We start from the raw sequence: 14,842 nt of genomic DNA on the forward strand, positions 1-14,842 counted from the left end.
CAGAGCGCCTCAGAACTCGCCGAGCCAGTCCAGCATGCCGGCGATCACCAGTTGCGCGTCGTTGGTCACGCCCAGCTTCCTCATGGCGTTGCGCTTGTGGGTGCTGATGGTGGAAACGCTGCGGCTGGTGCGCTCGGCGATCTCGCCTACCGTGGCGCCATGGGACAGGCGGAGCAGGATGTCGATCTCGGTGGGGCTCAGCGGCTGGCCGGTATGGCGCTGCGGGCGCAGGGTGGGGTCGGTGTAGGTCAGCCCCTGGCGAATCCGCGTCACCGCCTCGTCCAGTACCGACAACGGGCTGCGCTTGCAGACATAGGCGCTGGCGCCGCACTTGAGCGAGGCCCGCGCCATCAGCGGCGCCCCCGACACCGAGTAGACCAGCACCTTGAGCTGCGGGTAGTTGCGCTGCAGCCATTCGAGCAAGTGCACGCCATCGCGCCCGCGCGAGCCGGGCAAGGCCATCTCGGTGATCAGCAGATCGAGGTCGGGGCGTTCGCTCAACTGGCGCAGCAGCGAATCTGTATCGGTGACCCAGTCCAGCACCTGCACCTGGCCCTGGTCGGCCAGGTAGCGCTGCAACCCCCAGCCGGTCAGCGGCTGGGCATCGGCGACGAGGGCTTTGAGAGTTTCACGTTTGAAGGGCATTGCGGGTTCCTGCTGGCGGACGCCCCGGAGTGGGGTGGTCCCATCGGCGTATTTTCGCCAAGGCGACCCTCGAACAGCTTCGAGATGCCGCCCTGCCAACAGGTTAGCAGCGCCGGGCCTGCCTGCCCGGCGCCGGGGGCTCAGCGCTGGGCGCCGAGCTGGCCCTTGTCGTCGGAGAAGACGATTTCCACGCGGCGGTTCTGCGCGCGGCCCAGGGACGAGGCGTTGTCCGCCACCGGGTAGGCCTCGCCGAAGCCCTGCACCTGGATGCGCTTGGCGTCCACGCCGAGGTCGGTGAGCACGTCGGCCACCGCCTGGGCGCGGTCCCGGGACAACTGCTGGTTCTCCTGCTCGTCGCCCTGGTTGTCGGTGTAGCCCTCGATGCGGATCACCCGCCGCGGGTTGAGCTGGAGGAACTGCACCAGCTTGAGCACGGTGCGGTTGGCGGCGGGCTTGAGGTCGGACTCGCCGCTGTCGAACAGCACGTCGCCGAGGGTCAGCACCAGGCCGCGCTCGGTCTGGTCGGTGGCCAGGCTGACCATCTGCTCTTCCAGCCACTTGCTCTGCTCCTGCACGCTGGCCAGCTTGGCCTCGCGCAGGGCCAGCTGCAGGCGCTCGCGGTCGAGCTGCTGGCGGGCCAGGCGCTCCTGGTTCAGCGTCAGGTTGCTGCGCTCGCGGGCGATCTCGCTGTAGCGCTGGCTGAGGTAGGCGTACTGCAGCACGTCGTCGTTGCTGCCCCAGTAGCTGGACAGGCGCTCGGCGCGGGCCAGCGACTCGCCGGCGCGGATCACGTCGCGCGGCGCGCTGTGCAGCACGCCGGTGTCGTCCTTGACCGCCTGGAACTCGCTGCGCGCGCGCTCCAGGGACTGCTCGGCGAGCTGCCCGTGGGTGCAGCCCGCCAGGGCCAGGGCGGCGGCGACCAGGCCGCATGGCATCAACTGGCGCGGGCTCATTTCACTTCCCCCAGTTGGCGGCGCAGGCGCTGGATGCTCTTGCCCTGCTCGGCCAGTTGCGCGGCGCTCTTGCCGGTCAGCACCTTGGCCTCGGCCAGGCGCGCGTCCAGCTCGGCCTGCTCGGCGAGCTGCCGGGCGCGCTTGTTGGCGGCGCCGGCCATGGCTTCGCGGGCAGCCTGGTACTTGTCCTCGGCCAGCTTGAACTCGGCCACCTCGTCCGTGGCGCCGACCGCCCGGGCCTGGTCCAGGGCCTGCTCGGTGAGGCGCATCTGCTCGTTGGGAAGCGGGTCGTTGGCGCATCCCGCCAGGGCGCACAGCAACAGCCCGGGGAGGGTCATGCTTGGCTTGCTCACGAAATCTTCTCTACTGCGTGGGAGAGACGGCGGACCGCGCTTGCTCGGCCTGCCAGCGCTGCAGGTTGCGCTGCAACAGGCGCTGCGGTACGCCGGCGGCGATCAATTCTGTCATCTTTTCCTGCAGTTGTCCGCGCAGTTCCGGGCCGTAGCAGGGCGAGGCGTGGGCCAGGGTCAGGTACAGCCCTTCGCTGGAGATCGGCGGTTCCAGCGGCTGCAGGCGCTGCTGCAGGCCCAGCCGGGCCGCCGTGGCCAGGCCGGGGAAGCGCTCGTAGAGCACGTAGTCGGTGCGCCCCAGGGCCAGCTTCTGGAAGGCCTGGGCCACGCTGGGCACCTCTTCCAGGGTCAGCTGCTGCTCGGCGAAGTCGTCGAAGGCGGCGCCGAAGCTGTTGTTCACCAGGGTGCCGCCCTTGTGGCCGCGCAGGTCTTCCCAGCGGGCGTAGGGGAAGCCTTCGCCCTTGTGCACCCAGACCACGTTGTCGGTGCTGAGGAAGGCCGGGCGGATGTAGTCCATGATCGCCTCGCGCTCGGGCGTGAGGAAGGCGCCAGCGAGCAGGTCGACGCGGCCCAGGCGCGCCTCTTCCTGGGCGCGGGCCCAGGAGCCGGTGTAGCGCACGCGGATGCTCACGCCCATGGCCTTGCCCAACTGCTCCAGCAGCTCGGCGCTGGCCCCGACCAGGCGCTCCGGCTGGGCCGGGTCGCGCCAGAGGAACGGCGGGTATTCCGGGTTGCCGCTGGCCACCAGCACCGAACACTGGCTGCTCTGGGCGTGGGCATGCAGCGCCAGCAGGCCGACCATGGCCAGCAGGACGCGGCTGCGCCTGATCATGCGCGGTCCTCGCGAACCGGCGAAAGGGAGGGCGATGCGTATGACGACGGCATGCTAGCTTCTGTAAGAAAAAGTTCTGAGCGAAGGGTCAGACTAGGCGAATTCGGACGCCAGTGCAGCATGTCACTGTTCAGGTGGATACGCCATGCCGGGAACCGTCGCGTTCCCGTCCCGACTCTGAATTTCCGTTACCCCGGTCACAAGGATCACCGATGAAGAAAGTCCTGCTCGCCCTCGTCCTGCTGCTGGCCGCCGGCGCCGGCGTGCTCTACGCCTTCCCTTCCACCCTGCTGGCCAGCGCCCAGTTCGTCGAGCGCACCCGCGCTGGACTGGACGAGCAGAGCGTGCGCGTCGACGGCCTGGACATCCGCTACTACGAGGGCGGCCCGCGCGAGGCGGAGACTGTCCTGCTGGTCCACGGCTTCGGCGCCGACAAGGACAACTGGCCGCGCTTCGCCCGCTTCCTGACCTCGCGCTACCACGTGCTCATCCCCGACCTGCCCGGTTTCGGCGAAAGCAGCCAGCCCCAGACCATCAGCTACGACGTCGGCACCCAGGCCGAGCGCCTGGTGGACTTCGCCAAGGCCCTGGACATCGGCCGCCTGCACCTGGTGGGCAATTCCATGGGCGGGCAGATAGTCGCGCTGATGGCCGCGCGGCATCCGGGCATGGCCTTCTCCGTGGGCCTGTTCGACAACGCCGGGATCATGGCCCCGCAACAGAGCGAGCTGTTCAAGCGCCTGCTCGGCGGGCAGCCCAACCCGCTGGTGCTGAGCCGCCCCGAGGACTTTTCCGGGCTGATGGACTTCGTCTTCTACCAGCGCCCGCCGATGCCCGAGCGCCTGCAACTGTACCTGGGCGAGCGCGGCGTGCAGCGCAGCCAGCTCAACGCCTACATCTTCGGCCAGCTGCGCGAGCGCTACATCCCGCTGGAGCCGGAGCTGCCGAAGATCACCGCGCCCACCCTGCTGCTGTGGGGCGACCGCGACCGCGTGCTGGACGTTTCCAGCATCGAGGTGATGAAGCCGCTGCTCAGGCATCCCAGCGTGGCCATCCTGCGCGACTGCGGCCACGTGCCGATGATCGAGCGCCCGGAAGAGACCGCCAGCCACTACCTGGACTTCCTCGAACAGGCCAAGGCCCAGCGCACCGCGGCTCGCTGAAGCCAAAATGCAGAACCGGCGCCTGGGCGCCGGTTCTGTGCAGAGCGAAGATCAGCGCTTAAAGCTGGATCAGACCGGGAATCTGCACGTCCGGATTGACGTCCTGCTCGTAGTCCACGCCGGCGATCTCGAAGCCGAACAGGCGCAGGAACTCGGTCTTGTAGCCGGTGAAGTCGGTCAGCTGGTACAGGTTCTCGTTGGTCACCTGGTTCCACAGCGCCTTCACCTTGTCCTGTACGTCCGGCTGCAGCTCCTTGTAGTCGGCGCGCAGGCGGCCGTCGGCGTCCAGGTGCGGCTGGCTGCCGTAGAGGCTGTCGCGGAACAGGCCGTCGACCTGCTCGATGCAACCCTCGTGGGTGCCCTTCTCCTTCATCACCTTGAACAGCAGCGACAGGTACAGCGGCATCATCGGGATGGCCGAGCTGGCCTGGGTGACCACGGCCTTGAGCACGGATACGCGGGCGTCACCGCCGGTGGCGGCCAGCTTCTCGCGAATGCCCAGGACCTTCTGGTCCAGGTCCTTCTTGGCGGCGCCGATGGAGCCGTTCCAGTACAGGTCGTGGGTGATCTCTTCGCCCAGGTAGGTGAAGGCGGTGGTCTTCACGCCATCGGCCAGCACGCCGGCTTCCTGCAGCGCGTCCATCCACATCTGCCAGTCTTCGCCACCCATCACCGCGACGGTGTTGGCGATCTCCTCGGGGGTCGCCGGCTCCATCACGCTTTCCTTGATCACTTCCTTGTCGGTGTCCAGGCCACGGAAGTTCACGGCCTTGCCCACCGGCTTGAGCACCGAGTTGAAGACTTCTCCGGTCTTCGGATGGGTGCGGCGCGGGGCGGCCAGGCTGTAGACCACCAGGTCGACCTTGCCCAGGTCCTGCTTGATGGTTTCGATGGTGACCTTCTTCACCTCGTCGGAGAAGGCGTCGCCGTTGATGCTGCGGGCGTACAGGCCCTTGGCGTGGGCGAACTTCTCGAAGGCCGCCGAGTTGTACCAGCCGGCGGTGCCGGCCTTGGTCTCGCTGCCCGGGCGCTCGAAGAACACGCCCAGGGTGGCGGCGCCGGCGCCGAAGGCGGCGCTGATGCGCGCGGCCAGGCCGTAGCCGGTGGACGAGCCGATCACCAGGACCTTCTTCGGACCGTTGGCGATGGGGCCATGCGCCTCGACGTACTCGATCTGTTCCTTGACGTTGGCTTCGCAGCCGGTCGGATGGGTAGTGACGCAGATGAAGCCACGCACGCGCGGTTTGATGATCATGAAAACCTCGTTTGCCAGGTGCCGTTAGAACAGGTTCAGGTACTGAAGACGTTGCGCATTGTAGATGAGACACCTTCTCTTGGGCGCAACCGGGAGAAGATTCGTGACCAGTGGGTCATCCCCTGCGGCGAACACGGGAAACCCGGGGCCCGAAATGAAAGAACCCGCTCCTGGGAGCGGGTTCCTTCGTCAGCGGTTCAGGCTCAGACGGCCTTTTCCAGCTCCGGTACGAGCTCGAACAGATCGCCAACCAGGCCGTAGTCGGCGACCTGGAAGATCGGCGCCTCTTCGTCCTTGTTGATGGCCACGATGACTTTCGAGTCCTTCATGCCCGCCAGGTGCTGGATGGCACCGGAGATGCCCACGGCGATGTAGAGCTGCGGGGCAACGATCTTGCCGGTCTGGCCGACCTGCATGTCGTTCGGCACGAAGCCGGCGTCGACGGCGGCGCGGGAAGCACCGACGGCAGCGCCCAGCTTGTCGGCCAGGGCGTAGAGGATCTTGAAGTTGTCGCCGTTGCCCATGCCGCGGCCACCGGAGACCACGATCTTGGCGGCGGTCAGTTCCGGACGGTCGGACTTGGCCAGCTCTTCGCCGACGAAGGCGGACTTGCCGGCGTCGGCCGGGCCGGAAACCTGCTCGACGGCAGCCGAACCGCCTTCGGCGGCGACGGCGTCGAAGCCGGTGGTGCGCACGGTGATGACCTTGACCGGGGCCGAGGACTGCACGGTGGCGATGGCGTTGCCGGCGTAGATCGGGCGCTTGAAGGTGTCGGCGCTGACCACGTCGATGATCTCGGAGATCTGGTCGACATCCAGCAGCGCGGCGACGCGCGGCAGGTAGTTCTTGCCGTTGGTGGTGGCGGCGGCCAGGATGTGGCTGTAGCCCTTGCCGAGTTCGGCGACCAGCGGAGCGACGTTCTCCGGCAGTTGGTGGGCGTAGGCGGCGTTGTCGGCGACCAGCACCTTGGCAACGCCCGCGATCTTGGCGGCGGCTTCGGCCACGGCGCCGACGTTCTGGCCGGCGACCAGCACGGCGACATCGCCACCGATCTTCTGTGCGGCAGCGACGGTGTTCAGGGTGGCAGCGCCCAGGACGCCGTTGTTGTGCTCAGCGATTACCAGGATAGCCATCAGATTACTTTCGCCTCGTTCTTCAGTTTCTCGACCAGTTCAGCCACGGACTTGACCTTGATGCCGGCGCTGCGGGCAGCCGGAGCTTCCACTTTCAGGGTCTTCACGGTGGAAGCGGTGGAAACGCCGAGGGCGTCCGGGGTCACCACGTCCAGCGGCTTCTTCTTCGCTTTCATGATGTTCGGCAGCGACGCGTAGCGCGGCTCGTTCAGGCGCAGGTCGGTGGTGACGATCGCCGGCAGGTTCAGCGCAACGGTCTGCAGACCGCCGTCGATTTCACGGGTGACGTTGACCTTGTCGCCAGCGACTTCGACCTTGGAGGCGAAGGTGCCCTGGGCGTAGCCGGTCAGCGCGGCCAGCATCTGGCCGGTCTGGTTGTTGTCGCTGTCGATGGCCTGCTTGCCGAGGATGACCAGCTGCGGCTGCTCTTTGTCGACCACGGCCTTCAGGGCCTTGGCGATGGCCAGGGAATTCAGTTCTTCGTTGGTCTCGACCAGGATGGCGCGGTCGGCGCCCAGGGCCAGGGCGGTGCGCAGTTGTTCCTGGGCCGCGGTCGGGCCGACGGAAACGGCGACGATTTCAGTGGCGACGCCTTTTTCCTTCAGACGCACGGCCTCTTCCACGGCGATTTCGCAGAAGGGGTTCATGGACATTTTCACGTTGGCGAGATCGACGCCGGAGTTGTCCGCCTTGACGCGGACCTTGACGTTATAGTCAACCACTCGTTTGACAGCTACAAGAACCTTCATGGATTCCTCGTTTTTCTCCGGTGAATAGGAATGTCGCCAGACAGGCCTGGCCGGTAGTGCACGCCATCTGCGACTACATCCAGCGAGACCGCGACCGCAAAACCGTGGCTATCTTGACCGCATCGCCCTGTCGGGTCAATACGCGTGAATGCCCGTTCATAAGGCGCGGAAGCCGATTCTATCAGGCTTCCGCGCATTTCAAACAAACGTTTGTATTGCCCAAAACGGGGGGTATAACTATGCTGGGCCCTGTCGCTATAATTGCGCCCCGCTCTGTCCGGGGTAGCGCCCCCGGCCCCATACCAACAAATAGCCTGTAGAGCCTTGAGTTAGGAGAGATCGAGAAGTGGAACGCGAATACATGGAATTCGACGTCGTCATCGTCGGCGCCGGCCCCGCCGGTCTGTCCGCCGCATGCCGACTGAAGCAGAAGGCCGCCGACGCGGGTCAGGAGATCAGCGTCTGCGTGGTCGAGAAGGGTTCCGAAGTAGGCGCCCACATTCTCTCCGGCGCCGTGTTCGAGCCCCGCGCGCTGAACGAGCTGTTCCCCAACTGGAAGGAACTCGAAGCCCCGCTGAACACTCCGGTCAAGCGCGACGACATCTACGTCCTGAAGAACGACCAGGCCGCCACCAGGGTGCCGAACTTCTTCGTGCCCAAGACCATGCACAACGAGGGCAACTACATCATCTCCCTGGGCAACCTGTGCCGCTGGCTGGCCCAGCAGGCCGAGGGCCTGGGCGTCGAGATCTACCCGGGCTTCGCCGCCCAGGAAGCGCTGATCGACGAGAACGGCGTGGTCCGCGGCATCGTCACCGGCGACCTGGGCGTCGACCGTGAAGGCAATCCGAAAGAAGGGTACTACACCCCGGGTATGGAGCTGCGCGCCAAGTACACCCTGTTCGCCGAAGGCTGCCGTGGCCACATCGGCAAACAGCTGATCAGGAAGTACAAACTCGACAGCGAAGCCGACGCCCAGCACTACGGCATCGGCATCAAGGAAATCTGGGACATCGACCCGGCCAAGCACGACCAGGGCCAGGTGGTGCACACCGCCGGCTGGCCGTTGAACGACGACAACCCGGGCGGCTCCTTCCTCTATCACCTGGAGAACAACCAGGTGGTGGTCGGCCTGATCATCGACCTGTCCTACAGCAACCCGCACCTGTCGCCCTTCGACGAGTTCCAGCGCTACAAGCACCACCCGGTGATCAACCAGTACCTCGAAGGCGGCAAGCGCGTGGCCTACGGCGCCCGCGCCATCTGCAAGGGCGGCCTGAACTCGCTGCCGAAGATGGTCTTCCCCGGCGGCGCGCTGATCGGCTGCGACCTGGGCACCCTGAACTTCGCCAAGATCAAGGGCAGCCACACCGCCATGAAGTCCGGCATGCTGGCCGCCGAGGCCATCGCCGAAGCCCTGGCCGCCGGCCGTGAAGGCGGCGACGAGCTGAGCAACTACGTGGACGCCTTCAAGGCCAGCTGGCTGTACGACGAGCTGTTCCGCAGCCGCAACTTCGGCGCGGCCATCCACAAGTTCGGCGCCATCGGCGGCGGTGCCTTCAACTTCATCGACCAGAACTTCTTCGGCGGCAAGATCCCGCTCACCCTGCACGACACCACCCCGGACTACGCCAGCCTGAAGAAGGCAAGCGAAGCGCCGAAGATCGACTACCCGAAACCGGACGGCAAGCTGAGCTTCGACAAGCTCTCCTCGGTGTTCCTCTCCAACACCAACCACGAAGAAGACCAGCCGATCCACCTCAAGCTGACCGACCCGAGCGTGCCGATCACCAAGAACCTGCCGCTCTACGACGAGCCCGCGCAGCGCTACTGCCCGGCCGGCGTGTACGAAGTGGTGAGCAACGACGACGGCAGCAAGCGCTTCCAGATCAACGCGCAGAACTGCGTGCACTGCAAGACCTGCGACATCAAGGACCCGGCGCAGAACATCACCTGGATCGCCCCGGAAGGCACCGGCGGGCCGAACTATCCCAACATGTAAGGCCGCCGTGTAATGAAGAACGCCGTTTCCCTCACAGGAAACGGCGTTTTTTTGTGCCTGTCGTAAGAGCAAACCTGGCGCGGCCGGAGTCCGCTCCTACATTGCAGGCGAGCACGGCTTTTCGTAGGAGCGAGCTTGCTCGCGAACAGACTCCGTTGCAGGGCTCATTCGCGAGCAAGCTCGCTCCTACGAAGAGCACCTCGGCGCAGCCGGCAAGACAGTTGCTGGACTGTAGGAGCGGGCCCTGCCCGCGAATCGCGCGCAGGGCGCGCTCCTACAAGGAGCACGGGCGCAGGGGCTTGAGGCCCCAACCGCTGTAGCGACACCTTCCGCGAACTACCGGCCGCTCCGGGACCCGCCGGTCACGGCTGCGGGCCGATGGCGAAGAACTCGCCGCCGCTCCACACGCCCAGCCATTCCTGGCCATCGATCAGGCGCGGCACGGCCAGTTCGACCAGTTGGTAGAAGACGTTGCGGTGGATCAGCGCCTCCAGGTTGCTGCGCACCAGCACGTAGGGCGCCGGTTCCTGGGTCTGCGGGTCGATGTCGACGCGGATCGGGTGTTCGGGGCCGGCGACGAACTCGTCCTCGACGTTGCTGGTGAAGCGCAGTTGCTGGGCCTCGCCCTGCCCTTCCACGCTCAGCGTCACGGCGACGAAAGGCGCATCGTCGACGCGGATGCCGCACTTCTCCACCGGGGTGATCAGGAAGTAGTCGTCGCCATCGCGGCGGATGATGCTGGAGAACAGCTTGACCATCGGCTTGCGCCCGATGGGCGTGCCCAGGTAGTACCAGGTGCCGTCGCGGGCGATGCGCATGTCGATGTCGCCGCAGAACGGCGGGTTCCACAGGTGCACGGGCGGCAGGCCCTTGCTGGCGGGAATCTGCGCCAGCAGGTCGCCGGCCTTGCCTGTATCGGTCATTGGAACTCCTCGGTCGCCTTCACCCCCAGCAGGCTGCGGGCGTAGCCTTCCAGCGGCGGCCCGATCAGGTCCTCGGGCCGGGCGTCGTAGAACGTCAGGAAACCGCCGCGGCTGCGGATGGTGGCGCTGTCCAGCAGAAAACGGTTGCCGGTGTCGATCAGCATCACCTGGATCACGCTGCGGTCGCGTCCGACGTCGTTGTCGGTGTCTTCGTACTCTTCCCAGTTTCCCACATTGTCCTCGCCGCGGGCGAAGCGCGTGTACAGCAGGTAGTCGGCGCCGGCCGCCCGCGCCTCCTGCATGGCCTCGTCCAGGCCCTCCGGGGCCTTGGCCCGGCGCACCTGCGGGAAGTATTCGACGAAGCCCTTGAAGGCCTCCTCCGCCACCACGTTGGGCCGCGCATAGGGATGCCCCGGCGGCACGAAGTGCCCCTGGGCGATGTAGATGAAGGAGTCCGGCTGCACCCGCCAGTTCCCCGTGCGGCGGGTGTGGCTGTGGTCGAGGAAGCCGGCGTCGCCCATGTAGTAGCCGGTGCGTTCGGCCATGTCGCTGGGCTTCATGCAGCCGGCCAGCGCAGCCAGGGCCAGGGTCAACAACAGGTAGCGCATTCGATCTCTCCGCGGCCGGCGTCGAAAAACCGGCGTTGGCCGGACGGATGCAGCTTCCGCGCCATCACAGGCCGCGCTGCCATTCCTGGCGCAGCTTCGCCTGCTGCGGCCGCTCGATGGCCTCGCGCACCTGGGCCAGCAGGCGCGGCTTGTCGGTGCCGAGCACACCCTTGAGCACAAGGTAGTTGGAGGCGTGGTCGCTGCGGAACACAGTGTCGCGCAGCTCCAGGCCCTGCAGCAGGCGCTCGACCTCGGCGAACAGCTGGGCCTGGCCCAACGGCTGAAAATCGGGGAAGCCTTCGCGGAAACGCTGCTCGCCGGTGGGGAAGCTGACCACCAGGGTGGAGAGGAACTCCGGCTGCGCGGCGTTCATCAGCCGCGCCGAGTTGTCCGCGTGCTGCTCGCTCAGCCCCTGGCCGCCGAGGCCGTTGAGGATCATCACCGAGCGCTTGATGCCGGCCTGGCCGAGCTTGCCCAGGGCATCGAGGGTCGAGGCGTAGGTCTCGCCCTTGTTCACCCGCGCCAGCACCTCGTCGTCGCCGGACTCGGCGCCGACGTAGGCCATGCCCAGCCCGGCGTCGGCCAGTTCCTTCAGCTCCGCCACCGACTTCTTGCGCAGGTTGCGCGGCAGGCAGTAGCTGGACACCCGCCGCACCTCCGGCAGGTGCTCGCGGATCGCCCGCAGGACGTTCAGCAGGCGTCGCGTCGGCAGCACCAGGGCATCGCCGTCGGCGAGGAACACGCGCTGGACGATCAGGCGCTCGCCGCAGCGGCGGATCTCCTCCAGCACTTCGGCCTCGTCGCGGGCGCGGAATTTCTTCTGCGGCTGCGTGTACATCTCGCAGAAGCCGCACTGGTTCCAGGAACAGCCGTTGGTCACCGGCAGGATCAGCGAATGCGCCTCGCTCGGCGGGCGGAACACCGGTTCGATATAGGAAATGGGGAAGTCGTGCATGGATCGCTTGGCTTGGGGAATGTCGGGTTTCAGCCGCCGATGATCTTCATCACCGTGACGCCGCCGGAGAAGGCCACTTCCTGCTTGTCCGCCAGGGCCTTCACCAGCAGCCGCTGCAGTGCCGGCAGGGCCTGGTGGCGCGGCTTGTCGAGCAGGTCGCCGACGTAGTGGCGGTTGCTGGAGGACAGGCAGCCGTGCAGCCAGCCGGTGGAGGACAGGCGCAGGCGCGAGCAGGTGCGGCAGAAGGGTACGCTTTCGTTGGCGATCACGCCGAAGAAGCCCTGCCCCGGCACTTCGTAGCGCAGCGCGGTGGCGTCCACCGGGGCGTCGGCCTGGATGTAGGGATGGTCGCGGCCGATCAGTTCGAGCAGCTCGCGCAGGCCGACGAACTGGCTGGCGAAGGCGTTGCCGTCGCGGGCCAGGTGGCCCATGCGCATCAGCTCGATGAAGCGCAGTTCGAAGCCACGCGCCAGGCAGTAGTCCAGCAGCGGGACGACCTGGTCGAGGTTCTGCCCGCGCAGCGGCACCATGTTGACCTTGACCTTCATGCCCGCGGCGCTGGCTTCGTCCAGCCCCTTGAGCACAGTGGCCAGGTCGCCGCCGCGGGCGATGCCGCGGAAGGCCGCGGCGTCCAGGGTGTCGAGGGAAACGTTCAGCCGGCGGATGCCGCATTCCAGCAGCAGCGGCAGCTTGCGCGAAAGCAGCTGGCCGTTGCTGGTCAGGCTGATGTCCTTCAGGCCCAGGTGGCTGACGCCATGCAGGAATTCGTCGAGCTTGGGGCTGACCAGGGGTTCGCCGCCGGTGACGCGCAGGCGTTCGATGCCGGCGGCCTCGATCAGGTAGGCCACGCCGCGCACCAGGCTCTGCGCGGACAGCTCGTCCTGCGCGGCGACCAGGCGCTTGCCGTCCGGCACGCAATAGGTGCAGGCGTAGTTGCAGGCGGCGGTAAGGCTGACGCGCAGGTTGCGGAAGCGCCTGCCCTGGCGGTCGACGATCATCGATCGACTCCGGCGGAGAGTGGTTCTGTCAGTATATCCCCGCCGGGCCGCGGCGGCGGCCCGAAAGCGCCGCCGACATTGGCTCAGGCGGCAGGGGTGTCGCCGTCGCGCTTGCGCTTGTTGCCCATGCGCACGCCGATGTCCATGAGGAACTGGAAGAAGCCCTCCTGGTCCTCCAGCACCTCGCGCCAGAACGGCGAGTGGTACAGCGCCACGGCGCCGTGCACCAGGGCCCAGGCCGCGCAGTAGTGGAAGTACGCGGGCACGTCTTCCAGCTTGCCGGCGGCGATGCGCTCCTTGATCAACTGGCTCAAGCGCTCGAAGTTGGATTCGCGGATCTTGTGCAGTTCCTCGACCATCTCCGGCACCTGGCTGTTCTTCACCACCTTCTCTTCCAGGCGGTCGAACAGGCGGTAGCGCTGCGGATCGCGCATGCGGAACTCGAAGTAGGCGCGCGACAGGCGTTCCTTGTCGCGGGCGACGTCCTCGGAGTGGAACAGCGCAGCCAGGTCGCGCTCGTAGTCGAGCATCAGGCGCAGGTAGATCTCCGCCTTCGACTTGAAGTGCTTGTAGATGGTGCCTTTGCCGATACCCACGGCATCGGCGATCATCTCGACCGTGACACTGTCTTCGCCCTGCTCAAGGAACAGCTTGAGGGCGGTGTCGAGGATCTCCTGTTCGCGACGACGGAATTCGCGAACCTTGCGTGGCTCTTTCTGCATAAAAAGACTGTTCGGTCAAAAATAGTCAAAATCCGGAGCCGCGTATTATGCCTATTCAGCGCCAAAATGCACGGAACATCCGCCATGAATCCGCTTTCTTTCGAGTTTCCCCAGGAACCCGGCCTGCGCTACCTGAACCACGCCGCCGTGGCGCCCTGGCCCAAGCGTAGCGCCGACGCCGTCGCCGCCTTCGCCAGCGAGAACATCCGCCTGGGAGCGCGCGACTATCCGCAGTGGCTGCAGGTGGAGAACCGCCTGCGCCAGCGCCTTGCGCAGCTGGTCGGCGCCGCCACCACGGGCGACGTCGCCCTGGTGAAGAATACGTCCGAAGCCCTTTCCTTCGTGGCCTTCGGACTCGACTGGCGCCCCGGCGACCAGGTGGTGATCAGCGACCAGGAATTCCCCTCCAACCGCGTCGTCTGGGAAGCCCTGAAACCCCGCGGGGTGGAGGTCATCCAGGTGAGCCTGGAAGGCGCCGATCCCGAGGCCGACCTGCTGGCCGCCTGCGGGCCGCGCACGCGCCTGCTGTCGATCAGCGCCGTGCAGTACGCCAGCGGCCTGCGCATGGACCTGGAGCGCCTCGGCGCCGGCTGCCGCCAGCGTGGTGTGCTGTTCTGCATCGATGCCATCCAGCAACTGGGCGCCCTGCCCTTCGACGCCCAGGCCTACGACTGCGCCTTCGCCATGGCCGACGGCCACAAGTGGATGCTCGGCCCCGAGGGCCTGGGGGTGTTCTACTGCCGCGCCGCCGAGCGCGACCTGCTGTCGTTGCAGGAATACGGCTGGCACATGCTGGAGAACGCCGGCAACTACAACCAGACCGATTGGCAGCCGGCGCGCAGCGCACGGCGCTTCGAATGCGGCAGCCCGAACATGCTCGGTGCCGTGGCCCTGGACGCCAGCCTGGGGCTGCTGGAGGAATTCGGCATGCCGGCGGTCGGCGCAGCCCTGGCCGAACGGGTACAGGCCTTGCAGGATGGCCTGCAACGCATCCCCGGAGCGCGCCTGCACAGCCCGCTGCAACCCGAGCGCCGGGCCGGCATCCTGACCGTCAGCCTGGACGGCTGGGACAACGCCCGCCTGCACGAGCGGCTGAAGGCCGAACAGGTGGTATGCATCCAGCGCGGCGCCGGGGTGCGCTTCTCGCCGCACTTCTACACGCCGGAAAACGTGATAGAGGACACACTGGCCATCATCTCGGCCCTGGCCCGGGAATAAGCCGCAACCCGCGAGCCAGGGGGCCTGGCCCCGCTGGCAAGCGGTAAATGGCAGGCCATGGGCGCGGCAGTATTCCAAATCTGTTTAAAAAACCGCCGGGTGGTTGTGGAAGCTCTGCCATCTTGGCCAATACTTCAACTTACTGGTGTGCGGCATCTCCCCCCAAGTGCCCCGCCAGTGAAGGTACCGAGGATCGCGTACCTTATTGTTACACTCCTAATGGTCTTGACCCGGATTCATCCCCCAGAACCCGGGTTTTTTTTATGTGCGTGAAATAATTGGGGTTGTGTGCCCTCTTTCTGTAAAGCCGTAGGGCGTTATCCGCCGAATCGCGGA

General features: G+C 66.4%; 15 protein-coding genes. 3 read left to right on the forward strand and 12 right to left on the reverse strand.

The genetic code is table 11. The features are described 5' to 3' along the window. Nucleotides 1–9 precede the first annotated feature (9 nt). From BM060_RS10485 to BM060_RS10500, 4 genes are all read right to left on the reverse strand, one after another. The gene (locus BM060_RS10485) at nt 10–645 is read right to left on the reverse strand and encodes a response regulator (RefSeq protein WP_074979806.1); all 636 of its coding nucleotides are present in this window, start codon (nt 643–645) and stop codon (nt 10–12) included. Nucleotides 646–785: 140 nt separating this feature from the next. After that, on the reverse strand, nt 786–1,598 hold the full coding sequence (locus BM060_RS10490; RefSeq protein WP_074979808.1) for an OmpA family protein: 813 nt from the start codon (nt 1,596–1,598) through the stop codon (nt 786–788). Then, a complete protein-coding gene (locus BM060_RS10495; protein WP_074979810.1) occupies nt 1,595–1,936 on the reverse strand; it encodes a DUF4398 domain-containing protein in 342 nt (113 codons plus the stop codon). The genes BM060_RS10490 and BM060_RS10495 overlap by 4 nt, the downstream gene beginning before the upstream one ends. A gap of 25 nt (nt 1,937–1,961) precedes the next feature. Then, on the reverse strand, nt 1,962–2,780 hold the full coding sequence (locus tag BM060_RS10500; RefSeq protein WP_074979812.1) for a substrate-binding periplasmic protein: 819 nt from the start codon (nt 2,778–2,780) through the stop codon (nt 1,962–1,964). Nucleotides 2,781–2,992: 212 nt separating this feature from the next. On the opposite strand from BM060_RS10500, the gene BM060_RS10505 reads away from it, so the two are divergent. Beyond that, the gene (locus BM060_RS10505; RefSeq protein WP_074979815.1) at nt 2,993–3,943 is read left to right on the forward strand and encodes an alpha/beta fold hydrolase; all 951 of its coding nucleotides are present in this window, start codon (nt 2,993–2,995) and stop codon (nt 3,941–3,943) included. Nucleotides 3,944–4,001: 58 nt separating this feature from the next. Here the strand turns inward: BM060_RS10505 and fabV are convergent, their stop codons facing one another. The 3 genes from fabV to BM060_RS10520 form a co-directional block, all read right to left on the reverse strand. Then, nucleotides 4,002–5,198: an enoyl-ACP reductase FabV gene (gene fabV, locus BM060_RS10510; protein WP_074979817.1), complete on the reverse strand. Its 1,197-nt coding sequence runs from the start codon at nt 5,196–5,198 to the stop codon at nt 4,002–4,004. A gap of 203 nt (nt 5,199–5,401) precedes the next feature. Next, nucleotides 5,402–6,331, reverse strand: a complete 930-nt coding sequence (locus BM060_RS10515; RefSeq protein ID WP_009621464.1) for an electron transfer flavoprotein subunit alpha/FixB family protein — start codon at nt 6,329–6,331, stop codon at nt 5,402–5,404. Next, a complete protein-coding gene (locus BM060_RS10520) occupies nt 6,331–7,080 on the reverse strand; it encodes an electron transfer flavoprotein subunit beta/FixA family protein (RefSeq protein WP_009621462.1) in 750 nt (249 codons plus the stop codon). Before BM060_RS10520 ends, BM060_RS10515 begins: the two co-directional genes overlap by 1 nt. 346 nt (nt 7,081–7,426) lie before the next feature. On the opposite strand from BM060_RS10520, the gene BM060_RS10525 reads away from it, so the two are divergent. Then, the gene (locus tag BM060_RS10525) at nt 7,427–9,082 is read left to right on the forward strand and encodes an electron transfer flavoprotein-ubiquinone oxidoreductase (RefSeq protein ID WP_074979819.1); all 1,656 of its coding nucleotides are present in this window, start codon (nt 7,427–7,429) and stop codon (nt 9,080–9,082) included. 362 nt (nt 9,083–9,444) lie between these two features. Here BM060_RS10525 and BM060_RS10530 read toward each other — a convergent pair whose 3' ends face one another. The 5 genes from BM060_RS10530 to BM060_RS10550 form a co-directional block, all read right to left on the reverse strand. Further along, nucleotides 9,445–10,005, reverse strand: a complete 561-nt coding sequence (locus BM060_RS10530; RefSeq protein ID WP_074979821.1) for a DUF1285 domain-containing protein — start codon at nt 10,003–10,005, stop codon at nt 9,445–9,447. Further along, nucleotides 10,002–10,613 carry a DUF4823 domain-containing protein gene (locus BM060_RS10535; RefSeq protein WP_074979824.1) on the reverse strand — a complete coding sequence of 204 codons (612 nt, stop codon included), beginning with the start codon at nt 10,611–10,613 and terminating at the stop codon, nt 10,002–10,004. Before BM060_RS10535 ends, BM060_RS10530 begins: the two co-directional genes overlap by 4 nt. A gap of 64 nt (nt 10,614–10,677) precedes the next feature. Next, complete coding sequence (locus BM060_RS10540) at nt 10,678–11,568, reverse strand: radical SAM protein (RefSeq protein ID WP_074979826.1); 891 nt, start codon at nt 11,566–11,568, stop codon at nt 10,678–10,680. A gap of 29 nt (nt 11,569–11,597) precedes the next feature. Next, nucleotides 11,598–12,566 carry a GTP 3',8-cyclase MoaA gene (locus BM060_RS10545; RefSeq protein ID WP_074979829.1) on the reverse strand — a complete coding sequence of 323 codons (969 nt, stop codon included), beginning with the start codon at nt 12,564–12,566 and terminating at the stop codon, nt 11,598–11,600. Between the two features lie 83 nt (nt 12,567–12,649). Continuing rightward, on the reverse strand, nt 12,650–13,288 hold the full coding sequence (locus BM060_RS10550) for a TetR/AcrR family transcriptional regulator (RefSeq protein ID WP_009621451.1): 639 nt from the start codon (nt 13,286–13,288) through the stop codon (nt 12,650–12,652). An 84-nt stretch (nt 13,289–13,372) separates the two neighbouring features. On the opposite strand from BM060_RS10550, the gene BM060_RS10555 reads away from it, so the two are divergent. Further along, nucleotides 13,373–14,506 carry an aminotransferase class V-fold PLP-dependent enzyme gene (locus BM060_RS10555; RefSeq protein WP_074979832.1) on the forward strand — a complete coding sequence of 378 codons (1,134 nt, stop codon included), beginning with the start codon at nt 13,373–13,375 and terminating at the stop codon, nt 14,504–14,506. Nucleotides 14,507–14,842 lie beyond the last annotated feature (336 nt).

Source organism: Pseudomonas citronellolis, assembly GCF_900112375.1.
In the GTDB taxonomy this organism is placed as follows: Bacteria; Pseudomonadota; Gammaproteobacteria; order Pseudomonadales; family Pseudomonadaceae; genus Pseudomonas; species Pseudomonas citronellolis.

Excerpts from the sequence above, each read along its gene's own strand:
- fabV (WP_074979817.1), bottom strand. The coding sequence starts at position 5,198 with ATGATCATCAAACCGCGCGTGCGTGGCTTCATCTGCGTCACTACCCAT.
- BM060_RS10555 (WP_074979832.1), top strand. The coding sequence starts at position 13,373 with ATGAATCCGCTTTCTTTCGAGTTTCCCCAGGAACCCGGCCTGCGCTAC.
- BM060_RS10500 (WP_074979812.1), bottom strand. The coding sequence starts at position 2,780 with ATGATCAGGCGCAGCCGCGTCCTGCTGGCCATGGTCGGCCTGCTGGCG.
- BM060_RS10505 (WP_074979815.1), top strand. The coding sequence starts at position 2,993 with ATGAAGAAAGTCCTGCTCGCCCTCGTCCTGCTGCTGGCCGCCGGCGCC.
- BM060_RS10535 (WP_074979824.1), bottom strand. The coding sequence starts at position 10,613 with ATGCGCTACCTGTTGTTGACCCTGGCCCTGGCTGCGCTGGCCGGCTGC.
- BM060_RS10520 (WP_009621462.1), bottom strand. The coding sequence starts at position 7,080 with ATGAAGGTTCTTGTAGCTGTCAAACGAGTGGTTGACTATAACGTCAAG.
- BM060_RS10530 (WP_074979821.1), bottom strand. The coding sequence starts at position 10,005 with ATGACCGATACAGGCAAGGCCGGCGACCTGCTGGCGCAGATTCCCGCC.
- BM060_RS10540 (WP_074979826.1), bottom strand. The coding sequence starts at position 11,568 with ATGCACGACTTCCCCATTTCCTATATCGAACCGGTGTTCCGCCCGCCG.
- BM060_RS10550 (WP_009621451.1), bottom strand. The coding sequence starts at position 13,288 with ATGCAGAAAGAGCCACGCAAGGTTCGCGAATTCCGTCGTCGCGAACAG.
- BM060_RS10490 (WP_074979808.1), bottom strand. The coding sequence starts at position 1,598 with ATGAGCCCGCGCCAGTTGATGCCATGCGGCCTGGTCGCCGCCGCCCTG.
- BM060_RS10485 (WP_074979806.1), bottom strand. The coding sequence starts at position 645 with ATGCCCTTCAAACGTGAAACTCTCAAAGCCCTCGTCGCCGATGCCCAG.
- BM060_RS10495 (WP_074979810.1), bottom strand. The coding sequence starts at position 1,936 with ATGACCCTCCCCGGGCTGTTGCTGTGCGCCCTGGCGGGATGCGCCAAC.
- BM060_RS10545 (WP_074979829.1), bottom strand. The coding sequence starts at position 12,566 with ATGATCGTCGACCGCCAGGGCAGGCGCTTCCGCAACCTGCGCGTCAGC.
- BM060_RS10515 (WP_009621464.1), bottom strand. The coding sequence starts at position 6,331 with ATGGCTATCCTGGTAATCGCTGAGCACAACAACGGCGTCCTGGGCGCT.